The sequence below is a fragment of the Nocardia sp. CS682 genome, from assembly GCF_004634405.1.
GTDB classification, from domain to species: Bacteria; Actinomycetota; Actinomycetes; order Mycobacteriales; family Mycobacteriaceae; genus Nocardia; species Nocardia ninae.
Genome location: NZ_CP029710.1, coordinates 2289143 through 2307887, shown reverse-complemented (window position 1 = coordinate 2307887; position 18745 = coordinate 2289143). Strand labels below are relative to the sequence as shown.

Sequence of the window (18745 nt, the reverse complement as noted above, 5' to 3'; positions counted from 1 at the left end):
ACATGTTGGGTGCAATCGGCAAAGGCGGCTCCTACCTGCCGATCTCGGCAATCGATCAGCAACGTATCCGACTGCATGGTTTGAGAGTGCCGTGGTGAGGTACATCACTGGCGGCCCCCCTGGTCGAGTAATCGGCGATCAGGCCAACCAAGCCCTGTGGACGGCGGTGCGGCTGAGCTTCACCTCCGCTGAGGCGGCCACCAGTTCGAGTTCGGCGCCCGGTGCTCCGAAGCACTGGGTGGATGCGAGAGCTAACGGTTGTGCCCCTTGGAAGGAGGGTCGATGAGCGCGCGTAGCGAGCGAAAAACGAACCCAGCCGCCATCAACGTCCTGGCGGAGTCGAGCACCGGTGAGGTGCGGTCATGAGTCAGCGAAGCGGGCGAATCCGCGATGCGGTAGCCCTGGCGAATGACGGTGCCGAGCGCGGTGGCGCGGGCCACTTGCCGATGTCGGCGCAGCCTGCGTCCTCCGAACTGCTCTCGATCGACCACGCCGGAACCCGATTCCGTATCGCGATGGTTGTCCCGCCGTACTTCGACGTGCCACCCAAGGCCTACGGAGGGGTGGAGGCCGTCGTCGCCGATCTGGTCGACTCGCTGGTGGCCAGAGGCCACGACGTGACCCTGCTCGGCGCGGGCGAACCGGGCACCAAGGCGAAATTCGTTCCGCTGTGGGACCGCATCTGCCCCGAGCGGCTCGGCGAACCCTTCCCCGAGGTGCTGCACGCGCTGCGCGCCCGGCGGGCGATCGAGAAGCTCGCCGCGGACGGCGCCATCGACCTCGTGCACGAGCACACCTTCGCGGGCCCGCTGAACGCCCCTGCGTATAGGGAACTTGATTTGCCGACCGTGGTCACCGTGCACGGTCCGGTCGAGGGCGAATGCTATGAGTACTACCGGGAAATGGGCGACGACGTCTCGCTCGTCGCGATCAGCGACCGGCAGCAGGAGCTGGCCCCCGATTTGAATTGGGCTGGGCGAGTGCATAATGCTCTGCATCCTGAGGAGTGGCCGTTCCGTGCCGACAAGGACGACTACGCGCTGTTCCTCGGCCGCTTCAACGAGTGCAAGGCGCCGCATCTGGCGCTGGAGGCCGCGCACGCCGCGGGCATGCCACTCGTGTTGGCGGGCAAGTGCAGCGAACCGCCCGAGCTCAAATACTTCGAAGAGCAGGTACGCCCATTGCTGACCGACCAGGATCACGTATTCGGCCTCGCCGATGCCGCCGCGAAGCGGAAACTGTTGGCGGGAGCCAAGTGTCTGCTGTTCCCGATCCGTTGGGAGGAACCCTTCGGCATGGTGATGATCGAGTCCATGGTGTGTGGCACACCGGTCGTCGCGCTACGCGGCGGCGCGGTAGCCGAGGTGATTGTCGATGGGGTAACCGGCCGGATCTGTGACGACCCCGCCGAACTCACCGCCGCCATCGCCGAGGTGCAGACGATGGATCCCGCGGCGTGCCGCAAGCACGTCGAGGAGAATTTCGGTTCGGATACGCTCGGGCGCGGCTACGAGCAGGTCTATCGCAAGCTGATGCGGCCGCGGAAACGGATCGACTATCGATGGCGCAAGGACGAGATGGTGCCCGTCGCGGCGAGCGGACTCGCGTGACGGCGGATCCGACCGCCGCGCTCAGCCCCGCTCCACTGAACTCCGGTGAGCCGACGGGTTTCGGTGGAGCGGGTTCGGTCACGCTGGTCGAGGGCGGCACCTTCTGTCTGTCGAACCGGCTCGGCGATGTCGAGCCGGGCCGCCCGCATGGGCTGTTCTTCCGGGACGCGCGCGTCGTGTCCCGGTGGGAGCTGCTGGTGGACGGCCATCTGCCCGAACCGCTTTCGGTGCTCAGCCCGGAGGCGTTCGCCGCGCGGTTCGTGCTGCGAAGACCGCCGACGGCCGGGCTGGCCGATAGTACGTTGCTGGTGGTGCGCGAGCGGATCGTCGCCGACGGCATGCACGAGGTGCTCACCCTGGAGAACATGGGGCGCGAGCCGACGGCGGTCACCTTGGAGTTGCATGTCGACGCCGATTTCGTGGACCTCTTCGCGGTCAAGGAAGGCCGCGCCGGACACGGCAGAGCCGAGGTGACGGTGGCCGAGGGGGAGCTCCTGTTCCACGATCGCGCCGATCGCATGCGCGGGCTCTCGGTGTCGGCGACCGTCGAACCCACGGTATTGCCCGGCACCTTGGTGTGGAAGGTCGTGGTCCCCGTCGGCGCGAGCTGGCAGACCGAGATCACCGCCCAGCCTACCTTGGGCAACCAGCGGTTCCAGGCGCCGCTCGCCCCCGGCGAGCACTACGGTGTCAGCGCTCCCGGGCGCAAGATCGAGGCCTGGCGGCACACCGCCACCGACATCGCCGCCTCGCATCCGGAGCTGACCCAGGTGCTCCGGCGCACCGAAAGTGACCTGGGCGCCTTGCAGATTCACGACGATTCCGGCGACAGCAGACCGTTCGTGGCGGCGGGCGCGCCCTGGTTCATGACACTGTTCGGCCGGGACAGTCTGTTGACCGCATGGATGGCGCTGCCGTTGGAGGTCGACCTGGCCCTCGGCACGCTGCAGCAGCTCGCCGAACTGCAAGGGCAGACGGTGAATCCGCTCACCGAGGAGGAGCCGGGGCGGATCATGCACGAGATGCGCCGCGGTCCGGCCGGTGGGCTGGTGCTCGGCGGCAACATCTATTACGGAACCGTCGACGCCACACCGCTTTTCGTGATGCTGCTGGCCGAATGCTATCGCTGGGGCGCGGATGCGGAGGCGATCAGGCAGCTGCTGCCCGCCGCCGACGCGGCACTGAGCTGGATCGAGGACTACGGCGACCGGGACGGCGACGGGTTCGTCGAGTATCGGCGGGCCACCGACCGCGGCCTGGTCAACCAGGGGTGGAAGGACAGCTGGGACGGCATCAACGACCTGCAGGGCCACATCACCGAGGCGCCGATCGCGCTGTGTGAGGTGCAGGGGTATGTGCACGCCGCGCTGCTTGCCCGCGCCGAGCTGGCCGAGGCCTTCGACGACCCGCGCCGGGCGGCGGAGCTGCGTGATCAGGCGGCGGAGCTGCGCGGCAAGTTCGCCGAGGAGTTTTGGCTGCCCGAACGCGGTTGGTACGCCGTCGCGCTGGACAAGGGCAAGCGCCGGGTCGACGCGCTGACAAGCAATACGGCGCACTGTCTTTGGTCCGGCATCGCCAGCGACGCGCACGCCGCCGAATTGGTGCGGCGGCTGTCCGGGCCGGAGATGGACAGCGGTTTCGGGTTGCGCACGCTGTCCACGAAGATGGGCGCCTACAACCCGATGAGCTACCACTGCGGCTCGGTGTGGCCGCACGACACCGCCATCGCGGTGGCCGGACTGCTGCGCTACCGCCACGTGCCGGGCGCGGTCGACCTGGCGACCCGGCTGGCGACCGGATTGCTCGACGCCGCAACGGCTTTCGACGGCAGACTACCCGAGCTCTACTGCGGCTTCCCGCGCTCGCGGTTCCCGACCCCGGTGCCGTACCCGACGTCCTGCTCACCGCAGGCCTGGGCGAGTGCCGCACCGCTGCTGCTGGTGCGCTCGTTCCTCGGTCTCGACCCCGATGTGCCCAATCGCACCATCACCGTGCGGCCGCTGGTGCCGCCGGAGTGGGGCCGAATCACGTTGGCCGCGTTGCGCCTCGGTCCGATCACCATCGACCTCGAGGTGGAGGGCGCCCAAGTGACCGCCGCGCGCCTACCCGACGATTGGCAACTGGTCACCCGATGAATTCCCGATCTTGGTATGAACAGCCCCGCAACGGGGTACCCCCCGGGTGTAAGCATTTCAGGCTGATAGACAACGCAGGCTGGAGGTGCACCATGCAGACATCGCGGGATATGCGGGACCTGTGGAGTACACAGCACCGCGACTGCACTATCGAGCCCATGGATCTGGACATGGAGCTCGCCCAGTTCGTCCGCAGTACCCACGCCGGCCACGGCCCCGACTGCTGCCAATACCTGGCGGCCGCGGCCTACTACTTCGACCACGCCGAAGTCGGCTGATCCCTGAGGTTCTCGCGCCCACCGGCGCTGCTCGGCCCAGCTCGCTCAGGCCACCCCTGAGCCAGCTGGGTCGAACCGGTTCTTGCGGCAGTCCATCTCCGTTGTCCGGCCGTAGGATCGAGGGGTGGCTATCGCTCAGCTGAGTTTGATCACCCTGAACTGCTCGGACAAGGAGGAGCTCGCGGTGTTCTGGGCCGCGTTGCTCGATGGTGAGATCGTTTATCGGACAGCGGAGTTGGCTGTGGTGCACACCGAGCGCGGGTCGCTGTGTGCGCTGACGGTGCCGGACTACCAGCCGCCGACCTGGCCTGCGGGGGAGACGCCGAATCACATCCATCTCGACCTGCGGGTGGACGACCTGGACGACGCGCAGGCCGAAGCTGTCCGCTTGGGCGCACGGGTCGCGGACGTGCAACCGGGTCCAGAGCTTTGGCGGGTATTGCTCGACCCGGCCGGTCATCCGTTCTGCCTGACTTCCCGAGCCCCGCTACTTCCCCTCGGCCCGCGCCCGAACATCCAAGAGGGCTGAATTCGCGATTGTTGGCGGTAGAACCGCGGCTGAACCCCGCTTTGAAGCGCCACGCGGTCGGGATGAATGCGCAGGGCCGGTGACGACGTGTCACCGGCCCTGCGCTCGGCAGGTCAGCCGCGGAACGGGTAGCGCTGGTCGAGGTCGAGGTTCAGTTCGACCACGTTGACGCGGGGTTCGCCGAGGAAGCCGAGAGTGCGGCCGGACGTGTGCGCGTCCACCAGTTGGCGCACCTGATCCTCGGAGATGTTGCGGGCCTTGGCGATCCGCGCGATCTGGATGTCCGCGTACCGGGGCGAGATGTGTGGGTCGAGTCCGCTGCCGCTGGCGGTCACCGCGTCGGTGGGGACCGGGGTGTCGACGGTGGCGTCGCCGAAGATCGGGATGATCCGGCCTGCCGCGTAATCCGCACCGGGCTCGGCGCATTCGACCCGCACACCCTGGTACGCGGCCAGGAACGGTGTCGCCGGGCACGCCTCGTTGACGCTCACCACCCGCGTGGGATGGGAGACCTCACCGTCGGCATCGCGCGGCCCGATCACCGAGAGCACCGCCCCGACACCATCTTTCGTGCAGAACGGCCGGGCGCCGTCGACCCCCTCACGGTCGCCGACCTCCTTGCTGCGTGCGCACACCGTGGACAGCAAGCTCAGCTTCCCCTTGTCCGGGTCGGCGTCGAGGGTATCCACAATGCTCTCCGGGCCGAGGTTCGACGCGGAGGTTGCCATCGGGTCGTACCCGTGCTCGCCCGCCGCGGACGGACGGCTCTGGAAGTACTGCACCAGCGCCTTGCCGTCGGCGTCGGTGAACGACTGCCCGATCAGGCTGGAACCGACGAGCTTGCCGTCGACGGAGAGCAACGACCCGTCCGACTTGTCGTGCAGCCCGGGCAGCTGCGCAACCGCGAAAACCGCCAGGGGATAGATGATTCCGGTGATCGCGGTGAGCACGAGCAGCGCACGCAACGCGGCCAGGTGCTGCCGGACCCAAGTGGAGAGGCGCATGTCAGGACATCCCAGGGAGGAGTTGGACGACGAGGTCGATGAGCTTGATGCCGACGAACGGCGCGATGATGCCGCCGAGCCCGTAGATCGTCAGGTTGCGGCTCAACAACTTCGACGCGTTGCTCGGCGTGTAGTTCACCCCGCGCAGCGACAGCGGGATCAGCGCCACGATGATGATCGCGTTGAAGATGACCGCGGACAGGATCGCCGACTGCGGGCTGTGCAGCCGCATGATGTTCAGCGCGTCCAGGCCGGGGAACAGCGCGATGAACAACGCGGGCAGGATCGCGAAGTACTTGGCGATGTCGTTGGCGATGGAGAACGTGGTCAGCGCGCCGCGGGTGATGAGCAACTGCTTGCCGATCTCGACGATCTCGATCAGCTTGGTCGGATCGGAGTCCAGATCGACCATGTTGCCCGCTTCTTTGGCCGCCGAGGTGCCGGTGTTCATGGCGACACCCACATCGGCCTGGGCCAGGGCGGGTGCGTCGTTGGTGCCGTCGCCGGTCATCGCGACCAGCCGCCCGCCGTCCTGCTCCTTCTTGATGAGCGCCAGCTTGTCCTCCGGCGTCGCCTCGGCCAGGAAGTCGTCCACGCCCGCTTCGTCGGCGATCGCCTTGGCGGTCAACGGGTTGTCGCCGGTGATCATGACGGTGCGGATGCCCATCCTGTGCATCTCGTCGAAGCGTTCCCGCATGCCCTGCTTGACGACGTCCTTGAGGTGGATGACGCCGAGCAGGCGGGCGGTGCCGTCCCTGAGCTCGCCGACGACCAGCGGTGTGCCACCGGAGGCGGACACGCCGTCGACGATCACGCCGGCCTCGCTGGGCACCGCGCCGCCTTGTGCGCGCACCCATTCGATCACCGCACTGGCCGCGCCCTTGCGCAGCTGGTGCCCGTCGGCCAGGTCGACGCCGGACATGCGGGTCTGTGCGGTGAACTCCACCCAGGTCGCGCCGGTCAGCTCGCCGGGCGTGCGCTCGCGCTTGTTGTACGCCTGCTTGGCGTAGACGACGATCGAGCGGCCCTCGGGTGTCTCGTCGGCGAGGCTGGACAGCTGGGCCGCGTCGGCCAGTTCGTCGGCCGAGATGCCCGGCACCGGAACGAACTCCGCGGCCTGCCGGTTGCCGAGGGTGATGGTGCCGGTCTTGTCCAGCAGCAGCGTGTTCACATCGCCGGCCGCCTCGACCGCGCGGCCGGACATGGCGAGCACATTGCGCTGCACCAGCCGGTCCATGCCCGCGATGCCGATGGCCGAGAGCAGCGCGCCGATGGTGGTCGGGATCAGGCAGACCAGCAGCGAGACCATGACGATGCCGGTGATGCCGTTGGCGTCCAGCGCCGAAGTGTCCGGCACACCAGGGTTGTTCGCCTTCGAGAAGATCGCCAGCGGCTGCAGGGTCACCACCGCGAAGACGAAGATGATGGTGAGCGAGGCGAGCAGGATGTTCAGCGCGATCTCGTTGGGCGTCTTCTGCCTGCTCGCGCCCTCGACCAGGGCGATCATCTTGTCGATGAAGCTCTTGCCCGGCTCCTGGGTGATCTCGACGACGATCCGGTCGGACAGCACGGTGGTGCCGCCGGTGACCGCGGAACGGTCGCCGCCGGATTCCCGGATCACCGGCGCGGATTCACCGGTGATCGCCGATTCGTCCACCGACGCAATGCCTTCCACCACGTCACCGTCGCCGGGGATGACCTGCCCCGCCTCGACGACGACGTGATCGCCGCGCTGGAGTTCCGGTGCGGCGACACCTTCCTCGACGATCGGCCCGCCGGGCGTCCAGTCCACCAAACGTCGTGCGACGGTGTCGGTCTTGGCTTTGCGCAGCGTGTCGGCCTGCGCCTTGCCGCGCCCCTCGGCCACCGCTTCGGCGAGATTGGCGAAGACGACGGTGAGCCACAGCCACACCACGATCGCCCAGGCGAAGAAGGTCGGGTCGGCGATCGCGAGCACGGTCGCCCAGACCGCGCCGATCTCGACAATGAACATCACCGGGTTGCGCCACATGGTGCGCGGGTCGAGCTTGCGTACCGCGTCGGGCAGCGAGGTGAGCAGCATCGTCGGATCGAGCGCACCGCGCGCGACGCGCTTGTGTTCCAGCTGCTTCTTCGACTCGGTGAACTCGTCCGGAGCGCTGGCGATTTCGGTAGTGGGAGTGGTCATTTCAGTGGATTCCTTCAGCGAGCGGCCCGAGCGCGAGTGCGGGCAGGAAGGTGAGTGCGACCAGGATCACCGTCACACCGACGACCATGCCGATGAACTGTGGCCGGTGCGTCGGCAGCGTGCCGATCGACTCGGGGGTGTTGCCCTGCTTGGCCAGCGACCCGGCGAGCGCGAGCACGAAGATGATCGGCAGGAACCGGCCGAAGACCATGGCCAGGCCCAGCGCGGTGTTGTACCACTCGGTATTGCCGGTGAGGCCGGCGAACGCGGAGCCGTTGTTGTTCGCCGCAGAGGTGAAGGCGTACAGCACTTCCGAGAGCCCGTGCGGGCCGGGGTTCAGCATGCCCGCGCGTTGACCCGGCAGCGCCATCGCGATCGCGGTGCCTACCAACACGATCAGCGGGCTGACCAGGAAATACGAAGCGGCGAGCTTGATTTCGCGTGGCGTGATCTTCTTGCCGAGGTATTCCGGTGTGCGCCCGACCATCAGGCCCGCGATGAAGACGGTGATCACCGCGAGGATCAGCATGCCGTAGAGCCCGGAGCCGACGCCGCCCGGCGCGACCTCACCGAGCTGCATGTTGAACATCGTCATCATGCCGCCGAGGCTGGTGTAGGAGTCGTGGAACGAGTCGACCGCGCCGGTGGACGTCAGCGTGGTCGCGCCGGAGAACGTCGCCGAATTCGCCACGCCGAACCGGGTTTCCACGCCCTCCATGGACGCGCCGATGGCGGTGGGCACCGTGCCGTGGTGGGCTAGCTGGAAGATATTGCTCAGCGTCACGCTGATGATCGCGATCGTGCCCATCACCGCGACGATGGCGACGCCCTGCTTCTTGCTGCCGACCATCCGGCCGAAGGTGCGCGGCAGCGAGAAGCTGATCATCAGGATGAGGAAGATCTCGAGCCAGTTCGTCCAGGTGGTGGGGTTCTCGAACGGGTGCGCGGAGTTCGCGTTGTAGAAGCCGCCGCCGTTGGTGCCGAGCTCCTTGATGACCTCCTGGCTGGCCACCGGCCCGCCGGGGATGGTCTGCTCGGTGCCGTTCAGGGTCTGCGCGACCTGGTCGTGCAGGTGGAAGTTCTGGATCACGCCACCGGCGACCAGCACGATCGCGAAGACGAAGGCGATCGGCAGCAGAATGCGCAGGGTGCCGCGCACCAGGTCCACCCAGAAGTTGCCGAGATCGCCGGTGTGCCTGCGGGCGAAGCCGCGCACCAGCGCGACCGCGACGGCCATGCCGACGGCCGCGGAGACGAAGTTCTGCACCGCCAGCCCGGCCATCTGCACGAGGTGCCCCTGGGTGGACTCACCGGAGTAGTTCTGCCAGTTCGTGTTCGTCACGAAGCTGACGGCGGTGTTCCAGGCCAGCGCGGGCGTCATCTCGGTGCCCGGGTCGTTCAGGCGCAGCGGCAGCCTGCCCTGCAGCAGCTGCAAGAAGAAGAGGAACAGGATGCTGACAGCGGAGAACGCCAGCACGCTGCGGGCGTAGACGCCCCAGGTTTGCTCGACCTCGGGTTGGACGCCGATGGTCTTGTAGATAACGCGCTCGGCGCGGGAGTGCTTGGTGTTGTTGTAGACCCGGTACATGTAGTCGCCGAGCGGTACATGGACCAGGGCGAGCGCGATGATCAGAGATGCCGCGAAGGCGATCCCCGCCGTTGTCGTGTTCACCTAGAACCTCTCGGGAAAAAGCAGCGCCGCGACCATATAGACCGCTACGGCGATGGCGAGAACCAGACCGATCAGGTTCGCTATCACAGCTTTTCCACCCCACGCTGGATCAGGCCCAGCAGGGCGAAGATCGCCACGGTGAGCACCGTGAACACCACGACAGACATGTTGACCAACCTCCATCAAGCGCTCGTGTTGTGGAGCGCGCCTTGGCGAGTCAAGTCTTCGATCAGGCGCGTGCCGAGGTTCCTTACGACTCCTTTGCGCGCGAAACGGTTGCCTTTGCGTTTCGTTTACACCCGGGCCGGGGATAGCTGAAAGGATGCCGTCAAAGAATGCTGCGATAGCGTCAACACACCGTAAAGATCGGTCCGATCTCCCTGCGTGGCGGTAGTAGTGGAGAGCCGGCCAGGCGGACCCCTCCAGCGCAACCGGTTGTCCGCATCGGTCACCAGAGAGGAACGTCATGTCGGCTGTCACCGTCGCCGTCATCATCGGGTTCGTGTGTTGTGCGCTGTTGATTCGCGCGCTGGGCGCCCGCCGCGACGCGCGGCACGTGCCCGGCCTGGTCGTGGACGGCGACCGGAGCCGTGTCGGAGAACCCGGTGTCTTCGATGTCGGGTGATCGGGCGCAGCGCGCCGATCTGTCCCGCGGGTGCGCCGCGCCAGGGCCGCGACACGCAATGATGGACGAGTGAAACGCGGCCAACTACGCATCTACCTCGGCGCCGCGCCGGGAGTCGGTAAGACCTACGCCATGCTCGGCGAGGCCCACCGGCGGCTCGAGCGCGGCCGCGACGTGGTGGCTGCGGTGGTCGAGACGCACGGCCGGGCGAAGACCGCCGAACTGTTGAAAGGGATCGAGCGGATACCGCCCAAGATGCTCGAGTACCGCGGCACGCTGCTGCCCGAGCTCGATCTGGCGGCGGTGCTGCAGCGCGCGCCCGCGGTGGCGCTGGTCGACGAGCTCGCGCACACCAATGTGCCCGGCAGCAAGCACGAAAAGCGTTGGCAGGACGTCGAAGAGCTGCTCGCCGCGGGGATCGACGTGGTCTCCACGGTCAACGTGCAGCATCTGGAGAGTCTCAACGACGTGGTCGAGCAGATCACCGGCATCCAGCAGCAGGAAACCGTGCCGGACGCGGTGGTGCGCGGCGCGGATCAGGTCGAGCTCGTCGACATCACCCCGGAAGCGTTGCGCCGCAGGCTGTCCCACGGCAACGTCTACGCCGCCGACAAGGTCGACGCGGCGCTGCGCAACTACTTCCGGCCCGGAAACCTCACCGCGCTAAGGGAATTGGCGCTGCTGTGGCTCGCCGACCAGGTCGACGCGGCCCTGGCGAAGTACCGGGCCGACCACAAGATCACCGATCTGTGGGAGGCGCGCGAGCGGGTGGTGGTCGCGGTGACCGGCGGCCCGGAGTCGGAGACGGTGGTGCGCCGCGCGAGCCGCATCGCGACCAAGGCCAGCGCCGAGCTGGTTCTGGTGCACGTCGTGCGCGGCGACGGGCTGGCCGGTGTCTCCACCGAACGGCTGGCCCGGCTGCGCGAATTGGCCGCCAGCCTGGACGCGTCGCTGCACACGGTCACCGGCGACAATGTGCCCGCCACACTGCTGGAATTCGCTCGCGAGGTGAACGCGACCCAGTTGGTCCTCGGTACCTCCCGCCGTTCGCGGTGGGCGCGCATGGTCGACGAGGGCATCGGGTCGGCGGTGGTGCAGCAGTCGGGCAAGATCGACGTGCACATGGTCACCCACGAGGAGGCCCACCGCGGTCTGCGCCGTGGTTCGCTGATGCCGCGCCAGCCGATACGAGCCTGGCTGGCCGCGGTGCTCGTGCCGCTGGCGGTGTGCGGGATCTGTGCGGTGTTCCTGGACGGCTACCTCCAGCTCGGCGGCCTCAGCGCGGTGTTCTTCATCGGCGTCGTCGCCGTCGCGCTGCTGGGCGGCGTTGTCCCCGCGGCCTTTTCGGCGCTGCTGTCCGGGCTGCTGCTGAACTGGTTCTTCGCCGTGCCGCGCTACAGCCTGACCATCGCCGAGCCGGACAGCTTCGTCACGGTGGTGGTGTTGCTGTTCGTCGCGGTCGCGGTGGCGGCGCTGGTCGATACGGCGGCCAAGCAGACCCGCCAGGCGCGGCGGGCCTCGCAGGAGGCCGAACTGCTGACCTTGTTCGCCGGTGCCGTGCTGCACGGCGCGGATCTGCCCAATCTGCTCGAACAGGTCCGCGAGACCTACGGGTTGCGCGCGGTCAGCATGCTGTGCGGCGAGCAGGTGATCGCGGCAGTGGGCCCGAATCCGCCGCAGCGTGCGGCCGACGCCGAAACCGCCATTCAGGCGGGCGATGCATCCGGCTGGCTGTTGCTGGCCGGACGGCCGCTGGCCTCGGCCGATCGGCCGGTGCTCAACGCCGTCGCCAATCAGGCGGCCGGGCTGGTCCGCCAATCTCGGCTCGCCGAGGAGGCTAGCGCCGCCGCGGCACTGCTCGAGGCCGACCGGTTGCGCCGCGCGCTGTTGTCCGCGGTCAGCCACGACCTGCGCACGCCGCTGGCCGGGGCCAAGGCCGCCGTGTCCAGCCTGCGCAGCGACGACATCGAGTTCTCCGCCGAGGACACCACCGAACTACTGGAAACCATCGAGGAATCGGTGGACCAGCTCACCGCGCTGGTCGGCAACCTGCTCGACTCGTCCCGGCTGGCCGTCGGCGTGGTGAAGCCGCAGCTGCAACGGGTGTACATGGACGAGGTGGTGCACCGGGCCCTGGTCAGCGTCGGGATGGGCGCGCGTGGGCTGCGGCGGGCGGCGATGGATCGGGTGAAGGTGGAGGTCGGCGACGTCTCGGTGCGCGCCGACGCCGGGCTGCTGGAACGCGTGGTGGCCAACCTGATCGACAACGCCCTGCGGCACGCGCCGCGCGACACACCGGTGCGGGTGACCGCCGAACGCGACGGCGACCGCGTGTCGATCGCGGTGGTAGACGTCGGTCCCGGCGTACCGCCGGGCACCGAGGAACAACTTTTCGAGCCGTTCCAGCGGCTCGGCGACCGCGACAACACCACCGGCGTCGGGCTCGGCCTGTCGGTGGTACGCGGTTTCGTCGAGGCGATGGGCGGCACCGTGCACGCCGAACCGACCCCCGGCACAGGATTGACCATGATCGTGGACCTGCCTGCCGACGAAACGGAAGCGAGCAGCTGATGATGGATACATCGACAGTCGGAGCCGCGCAGAACCGGACCACACAGGAAGCCGTGATGACCGACAAGAAACAGGAAGCCCCGGCGATCAAGGTGCTTGTCGTCGACGACGAACCACAGATCGTGCGTGCGTTGCGGATCAACCTGTCGGTCCGCGGTTACGAGGTGATCACCGCGGAGACCGGCGCTGGCGCGCTGCGGGCGGCCGCCGACAAACACCCCGACGTGGTGATCCTCGACCTCGGTCTGCCCGACATCGACGGTATCGAGGTGCTGGCCGGGCTGCGCGGCTGGACCTCCGCCCCGGTGATCGTGCTGTCGGCGCGCACCGACTCGGCGGACAAGGTCGAGGCGCTCGACGCCGGCGCCGACGACTACGTCACCAAGCCGTTCGGAATGGACGAGCTGCTGGCGCGGTTGCGGGCCGCGGTCCGGCGCGGGGCCGCCGACACCGACTCCTCCGACCCGGTGGTGGTGACCTCGTCGTTCACCGTCGATCTGGCCGCCAAGAAGGTGACCAAGAACGACGAGACCGTGCATCTCACCCCGACCGAGTGGGGGATGCTCGAGATGCTGGTGCGCAACAAGGGGAAGCTGGTGGGGCGCAAGGAGTTGCTGCGTGAGGTGTGGGGGCCGGCGTATGCGACCGAAACCCATTATCTGCGAGTGTATTTGGCGCAGTTGCGGCGCAAGCTCGAGGATGATCCTTCGCATCCCAAGCATCTGCTGACCGAGGCGGGAATGGGGTACCGGTTTCAGGAGTAGCTGTCGCTCCGGCAGTCCGCGGCCCAGGCGCGGAGTGTGTGATCCGGCCAGGTTCGAGCCTGCTGATCCAGCCGTGGTGGAGTGGCCGGTATTGCGCGGACCGCCGGAATGCGGAACCGGGCTTGTCGCGTTGCCAGGCGTGAGCGAACTCCGACGACAATGGCAGGATCGAAACCATGGTTGAACAGACACCCGCACAGGCACCGACCGAGCTATGGGTCGAGCGCACCGGTACGCGGGCCTACACCGGGCGCAGCTCGCGCGGCGCCGAGGTGCTGATTGCTTCGCAGGGCGTGCCGGGAGCCTTCACCCCCGGTGAGTTGCTGAAGATCGCACTGGCCGGTTGCTCGGGACTGAGCGCGGATTTCTCGCTTTCTCGCAAACTCGGTGATTCCTTCGACGCGACCATTCGGGTGTCCGGCGACGCGGATCGGGAGAACGAGCTGTACCCGCAGTTGGAAGAGACGTTCGAGCTCGACCTCAGCGAATTGGACCAGGAGGCGCGGGAGCGGTTGCTGGTCACCGTGCAGCGCGCCATCGACAAGGCGTGCACCGTCGGCCGGACTCTGCAGGCGGGGACGAAGGTGACTTTGTCCTTCGACGTCGAAGCCTGATGGGCGAATCCGACGAGCTCGCCCGGCTGAGCGCATGGGTGCACGGCCGCGTCCAAGGCGTGGGTTTCCGCTGGTGGACGCGGTCGCGCGCGTTGGAACTCGGGCTGACCGGGCATGCGACCAACGCGCGCGACGGGCGGGTGCACGTGGTGGCGGAGGGGCGGCGCGACGACTGCGCGCGTTTGCTCGAACTGCTACGTTCCGGAGATACACCTGGTCGGGTGACCTTGGTTGTGGAAAGCTGGGAGCCCGCGCGGGGTGATATGACCGGATTCGAGGAGCGGTAGTGGTGGGCCGGGATAGGACGAGGACTCGACAGTGAGCACGCACAATCCTGGCGACGAGCGTCCGGGGAACCAGCCGGACGAATCCGCGGCGCAGCCGTCGGGGGCGCACGAGGTGACCCCTTCCGGGCCTAGTGAATCCAACCCGAATCCGGCCGGCCTCGGTGCCGCATCCGGGCAGCCGACCCCCGATCCCGGCCGGCCCACCGACCTTCCGGAACCGCCCGCATCGCCACGGCCGGGCAGCGTGCAGCGCCAGGAGCCTGGCGTCACCCAACCGCGCCCGCCGACCGTGGCCGAGGCGCGGGCCAGGGACAAGGCTCGTAAGCGGGCCGCCGAAGCGCAGCGGGCCGCCGCCGCGGCCGATGAAGCGAAGAAGCGCACGCGCAAGCGGGTGATGATCGGCGGTGTCGCGATCGTCGGCGTCGCCGCGCTGGTCGGCGGCGGTTACCTCGCCTATCGGGCGATCTCCGCGCCGGACAAAGTCACCGCGTCGTGTGTGAAGGTCGAGAACGGTCAGGAGATCGTGGTCGAGGACCGCTACTGCGGCGACGGCCGCCCCGGCTTCGTCGGCGACGGCGGCATCAACCCCGGACTGATCATCCTCGGCGGCGGGCCGCAGTACCGCTACTACTATGGCGGCACCCCCACCGTCGGCAAGCCGCCCACGGGTGGCACCACGGTGAAACCCAAGAGTGCCGAGATAAAGACGAAGAGCGGCACCACCATTCAGCGCGGCGGGCTCGGCAGCAAGAGCACCGGCGGAGGATCGTAGTGCGGCGGATACGCAGTACGCCCCGGCCGGATTGGCAGCAGATCACCGAAAGCCAGGGCCTGGTCTACGGTGTGCCCGGTCGAGATGCCAGCGGTCAGCCGCGGCCGTACTGGGACGAGTCGGTGCACTACGAGTTCGAGATGGACGAGATCCTCGCGCTCGAAGCCGATGTCGAGCTGCTGCACTCGATGTGCCTCAACGCCGTCGAACACGTCGTGCTCACCGAGCGGTTCAAGGATTTCGGTCTGCCCGAATGGAGTTGGGCGCCGATCGCTGAATCCTGGCGGCGCAACGACCCTTACGTGTACGGGCGGTTCGACCTGCGCTACGACGCGCGTCGTCCGGCGAAACTGCTGGAGTACAACGCGGATACGCCGACCTCGCTGCTCGAAGCGGCAATTGTGCAGTGGCACTGGCTGACCGCGGTCTACCCCGGCGGCGATCAATGGAATTCGTTGCACGAGAAGCTCGTCGAGCGCTGGACCGAGCTGCGCGACACCCTGCCGACCGCTCAGCTGCACTTCAGCTGGTCCGGGGCCGACGCCACCGGCGAGGACAACGTCACCACCGCCTATATGCAGGAGACCGCGGCCGAGGCCGGGTTCGACACCATCGCGCTGCCGATCGAAGAGGTCGGATTCGACACGGAGCTGGAGCGTTTCGTCGATCTGGCCGAGGCGCCGATCGAGGCGATCTTCAAGCTCTACCCGTGGGAGTGGGCCCTCGACGACGACTTCGGCAAGCGGGTCGTCGGCAGTCTGCCGCAGACCATGTGGATCGAACCGCTGTGGAAAACGTTGCTCAGCAACAAGGCGATCCTCGCGATCCTCTGGGAGATGTATCCCGGGCATCCGAATCTGTTGCCCGCCTACCTCGACCAGCCCAACGAGCTCACCGAGTACATCCGCAAGCCGAAGCTGGGTCGCGAGGGCGCCAACATGACCATCGTCGGCGCCGGCCTGGAAACCGCCACCGGCGGCATCTACGGCGAAGAGGGTTACGTCTACCAATTGCTGGACCCGCTACCGGAGTTCGACGACATGCGCCCCGTGCTGGGCGCCTGGATGGTCGGCGACACCGCGGCGGGGCTCGGCATCCGGGAGACCGCCGGACTCATCACCGACGACGGCTCGGCCTTCGTCCCGCACCGCATCGTCACAACCACTTCGGAAGGATCATGATGACAGTCGCCCTCGAATCGGGGTACTGGAGCTCGCTCGGCGAGGGCGTAGGAGCCATCATCCTCTATGCCCTCATCGGTCTGGTCCTGATGCTCGTCGGGTTCTACGCCATCGACCTGACCACCCCCGGCCACCTGCGCGGGCTCGTCGTCGCGGGCAAACCCAACGCGATCATCGTCACCGCCGCAGGCATGATCAGCATGGCCTTCATCGTCGTGCTCGCCATCCTGGCGGTCGGCAGCGGCGGCAAACTCTCCGAAGGCCTCATCGCCGCCCTCGTCTACGGCCTCGTCGGCATCATCGCCCAGGTGATCTCGGTCCGCGTCCTCGAAAAAGCCCTCGGCATCGACATCGGCGCCGCCCTGCACGCCGACACCTACACCACCGAAGTCCTGGTAGTAGCCGCCGCCCACTTCGCCCTCGGCCTCGTAGTAGCCTTCGCCATCCTCTGACCCCCCGCATTCACCACGCCGCCGAGCACCGGCACGAATCGTCCGCGCGGCGGATCTGACGCGCCCACCTGGCCCAGCGGGAGCTGCTGTCGCAGTCTCCGTCGATGCTGATCAAGCGCTACGTGTCGGACCCGCAACTTACCCTGCAACGTGATTCGCTCGATCAAGCCTGTTAAGGAAATCCTTGAATTGCGGACGTGGGGGAGGTACCGTCAATGGACGAGTGGGAGATCTTCATAACCGACGAGGTAGAGCAGTTCCTCGATGCTTTATGGCAGTCCGACCGTGCAACGCACACCCTGGTCAACCAAGCGATCCTGCTGCTGGAGCGAAGCGGTCCCGCGCAGGGACGGCCGCCGACGCTTACCTGATCGAGCGAGCTGAGGAGTCGCACCAATGACTACACATCGTCGCTGGCGCGACACTGGTCATCTCGAACGCGCAGTCGACACAGCGGGCGGGCCCGAACGTTTCGAAGAAGGTGTCGAGCACCTGCAAGATCGTGCGCGCGGGTGGCGGCTTGCGGAACTGCGGAAGCATCGTGGCCTCAACCAGAAGCAGGTAGCGGAACAGATGGGTGTGTCCGTGGCCAGGGTGTCGCAGATCGAGCAGGGTGAGGTGTCCACTCGGGACGTGCTGGATCGGTATGTGTCCGCGCTCGGCGGTGTGCTGAAGCTCGTCGCCGACTTCGGCGACGAGCAACTGCGGGTGGGCTGACCGAGACGCAACCTCGAGCGGCGCACCACGGTGTGCGCCGCTCGAGGTTTGCCACTGTCAGGTGGCACTCACGGACGTGGTCAGCGTGTGCAGGGTTGTCGCGTGGGAGTGAAGAGGGTGAGGGCGGTGGCGGCAGCGGATAGTGCTGCGCTGGTCCATAGGGCGGATGTGGTTGTGCCCGTTGCGCTGATGGCCAGGCCTGCGGTGGCTGGGCCGAGGGCGGCACCGATGTTGAGTGCGGCGGTGGCGAAGGCGCCGCTCAGGTGCGGGGCGGTCGGTGTTGCGGTGGTGACGATGCGGCCGATCACGGTGGAGCCGACGGCGAAGGATGCGGCACCGCTGATCGTTGCCATGACGAGCAGGCCGGGTAGGTAGGCGGCGGTCAGGGCGGTTGTGGTCCAAATCGTCAGCAGTGCAACCGATCCCGTCGAGAGAATGATCTGGGCGGATCGATCGGCGTAGTGGCCGGCGAGTGTGACGCCGAGGAAAGATCCGATTCCGAAGAGTGCAAGCATGATCGGCACCCATCCGGGTCCTGCATCGCTGATGTTGGTTGTGATCACCGCGAGATAGGTGAAGGCGGCGAAGGTCGCTGCGTTAACCACGGCACCGAGCATCAGTACGACCCGCACGTGCGGCAGGCCGAGCGTGCGCCACTCTCCCCAGAGGGAACCTCCGTCGGTCGCCGCCTTCCCGGTTTCCGTTCGAACCAGCGACCAAATGCCCAGCAGCGCAGGCACACTCACGACGACGACGGCCCAGAACGCCGATCGCCAGCCGAGTGCCTGACCGAGGAAGGCGCCCGCGGGGACGCCGGCAATGCAGGCGAGTGTCACCCCGGACAGGATGATGGAGGTCGCTCGACCGACTCGATGCGGACCGGCGAGGGCGGGCAGCGCGGCGAGTGCGACCGCGAGGAATCCGGCGTTCGCTATCGCCGCGACCACGCGGGTGGCGAGCAGCACGCCGAAGGTGGTGGTGAGCGCGCCGACGACATGCGCGGCAATGAACAACGACAAGCATCCGGTCAGCGCGTACCGGGCAGGCCAGCGACCGGCGACCATCGCCATCAGTGGCGCGCCGACGATCATTCCGACGGCGAACAACGCCGTCAGCAACCCGGCCGAGCCGAGCGAAACCCCGACCTCCGCTGCGACGGGCTCGAGCAGCCCCGACAACATGAATTCCGATGTCCCCTGCGCGAACACGGCGACACCCAACACGAAAATGACAACAGGCATGCAAAGACTCCCAGACTCTGTTCGACACCACGCCGCCCTCCGGCGCACAGCGGCAACGGAGGGAGGCAGAGCAGAAGTCGCCCCGATGGGACGACGCTCAGGGCCGAACGACCGGGTCGGCAGGTC

20 protein-coding genes are annotated in these 18745 nt (G+C 67.5%); 14 read left to right on the top strand and 6 right to left on the bottom strand.

What is annotated here, in order from left to right; genetic code table 11:
- Positions 1–446: 446 nt before the first annotated feature.
- From DMB37_RS10310 to DMB37_RS10295, 4 genes are all read left to right on the top strand, one after another.
- Positions 447–1610, top strand: coding sequence for a glycosyltransferase family 4 protein (locus DMB37_RS10310; RefSeq protein WP_135237477.1), 1164 nt, complete (start codon positions 447–449; stop codon positions 1608–1610).
- Positions 1607–3745, top strand: coding sequence for a glycogen debranching N-terminal domain-containing protein (locus tag DMB37_RS10305; RefSeq protein WP_370465360.1), 2139 nt, complete (start codon positions 1607–1609; stop codon positions 3743–3745). The genes DMB37_RS10310 and DMB37_RS10305 overlap by 4 nt, the downstream gene beginning before the upstream one ends.
- A 92-nt stretch (positions 3746–3837) precedes the next feature.
- Positions 3838–4023 carry a hypothetical protein gene (locus DMB37_RS10300; RefSeq protein WP_135232506.1) on the top strand — a complete coding sequence of 62 codons (186 nt, stop codon included), beginning with the start codon at positions 3838–3840 and terminating at the stop codon, positions 4021–4023.
- Positions 4024–4147: 124 nt separating this feature from the next.
- A complete protein-coding gene (locus DMB37_RS10295) occupies positions 4148–4552 on the top strand; it encodes a VOC family protein (RefSeq protein ID WP_135232505.1) in 405 nt (134 codons plus the stop codon).
- A 113-nt stretch (positions 4553–4665) separates the two neighbouring features.
- Here DMB37_RS10295 and DMB37_RS10290 read toward each other — a convergent pair whose 3' ends face one another.
- From DMB37_RS10290 to DMB37_RS41305, 5 genes are all read right to left on the bottom strand, one after another.
- Entirely contained in the window at positions 4666–5556 is an 891-nt protein-coding gene (locus tag DMB37_RS10290; RefSeq protein ID WP_135232504.1) for a potassium-transporting ATPase subunit C, read from the bottom strand.
- A 1-nt stretch (position 5557) separates the two neighbouring features.
- Positions 5558–7618 (bottom strand): potassium-transporting ATPase subunit KdpB, encoded by a 2061-nt coding sequence (gene kdpB / locus DMB37_RS10285; RefSeq protein ID WP_240772505.1) that lies wholly within the window; start codon positions 7616–7618, stop codon positions 5558–5560.
- A gap of 106 nt (positions 7619–7724) precedes the next feature.
- On the bottom strand, positions 7725–9395 hold the full coding sequence (kdpA, locus tag DMB37_RS10280; protein ID WP_135232503.1) for a potassium-transporting ATPase subunit KdpA: 1671 nt from the start codon (positions 9393–9395) through the stop codon (positions 7725–7727).
- On the bottom strand, positions 9396–9482 hold the full coding sequence (locus DMB37_RS41310; protein ID WP_234391429.1) for a potassium-transporting ATPase subunit F: 87 nt from the start codon (positions 9480–9482) through the stop codon (positions 9396–9398).
- Entirely contained in the window at positions 9479–9562 is an 84-nt protein-coding gene (locus DMB37_RS41305) for a potassium-transporting ATPase (protein ID WP_067449012.1), read from the bottom strand. The genes DMB37_RS41310 and DMB37_RS41305 overlap by 4 nt, the downstream gene beginning before the upstream one ends.
- A gap of 299 nt (positions 9563–9861) precedes the next feature.
- Between DMB37_RS41305 and DMB37_RS40450 the strand changes: the two genes are divergently transcribed.
- From DMB37_RS40450 to DMB37_RS10235, 10 genes are all read left to right on the top strand, one after another.
- On the top strand, positions 9862–10020 hold the full coding sequence (locus tag DMB37_RS40450; protein ID WP_167768799.1) for a hypothetical protein: 159 nt from the start codon (positions 9862–9864) through the stop codon (positions 10018–10020).
- 69 nt (positions 10021–10089) lie between these two features.
- Positions 10090–12591 (top strand): sensor histidine kinase KdpD, encoded by a 2502-nt coding sequence (locus DMB37_RS10270; RefSeq protein ID WP_135232501.1) that lies wholly within the window; start codon positions 10090–10092, stop codon positions 12589–12591.
- Positions 12592–12647: 56 nt separating this feature from the next.
- Entirely contained in the window at positions 12648–13355 is a 708-nt protein-coding gene (locus tag DMB37_RS10265; protein ID WP_135232500.1) for a response regulator, read from the top strand.
- A gap of 176 nt (positions 13356–13531) precedes the next feature.
- On the top strand, positions 13532–13969 hold the full coding sequence (locus tag DMB37_RS10260; protein ID WP_107658411.1) for an OsmC family protein: 438 nt from the start codon (positions 13532–13534) through the stop codon (positions 13967–13969).
- On the top strand, positions 13969–14256 hold the full coding sequence (locus DMB37_RS10255; protein WP_107658410.1) for an acylphosphatase: 288 nt from the start codon (positions 13969–13971) through the stop codon (positions 14254–14256). The genes DMB37_RS10260 and DMB37_RS10255 overlap by 1 nt, the downstream gene beginning before the upstream one ends.
- Positions 14257–14287: 31 nt before the next feature.
- Complete coding sequence (locus tag DMB37_RS10250; protein WP_135232499.1) at positions 14288–15028, top strand: hypothetical protein; 741 nt, start codon at positions 14288–14290, stop codon at positions 15026–15028.
- A complete protein-coding gene (locus tag DMB37_RS10245) occupies positions 15028–16209 on the top strand; it encodes a glutathionylspermidine synthase family protein (RefSeq protein WP_135232498.1) in 1182 nt (393 codons plus the stop codon). The genes DMB37_RS10250 and DMB37_RS10245 overlap by 1 nt, the downstream gene beginning before the upstream one ends.
- The gene (locus tag DMB37_RS10240; protein ID WP_135232497.1) at positions 16206–16661 is read left to right on the top strand and encodes a DUF350 domain-containing protein; all 456 of its coding nucleotides are present in this window, start codon (positions 16206–16208) and stop codon (positions 16659–16661) included. Before DMB37_RS10245 ends, DMB37_RS10240 begins: the two co-directional genes overlap by 4 nt.
- A 215-nt stretch (positions 16662–16876) precedes the next feature.
- A complete protein-coding gene (locus tag DMB37_RS40445) occupies positions 16877–17032 on the top strand; it encodes a hypothetical protein (RefSeq protein ID WP_167768798.1) in 156 nt (51 codons plus the stop codon).
- Positions 17033–17057: 25 nt separating this feature from the next.
- Positions 17058–17378 (top strand): helix-turn-helix domain-containing protein, encoded by a 321-nt coding sequence (locus DMB37_RS10235; RefSeq protein WP_135232496.1) that lies wholly within the window; start codon positions 17058–17060, stop codon positions 17376–17378.
- A gap of 80 nt (positions 17379–17458) precedes the next feature.
- On the opposite strand, the gene DMB37_RS10230 is transcribed toward DMB37_RS10235, so the two are convergent.
- A complete protein-coding gene (locus tag DMB37_RS10230; protein WP_135232495.1) occupies positions 17459–18619 on the bottom strand; it encodes a Cmx/CmrA family chloramphenicol efflux MFS transporter in 1161 nt (386 codons plus the stop codon).
- Positions 18620–18745 lie beyond the last annotated feature (126 nt).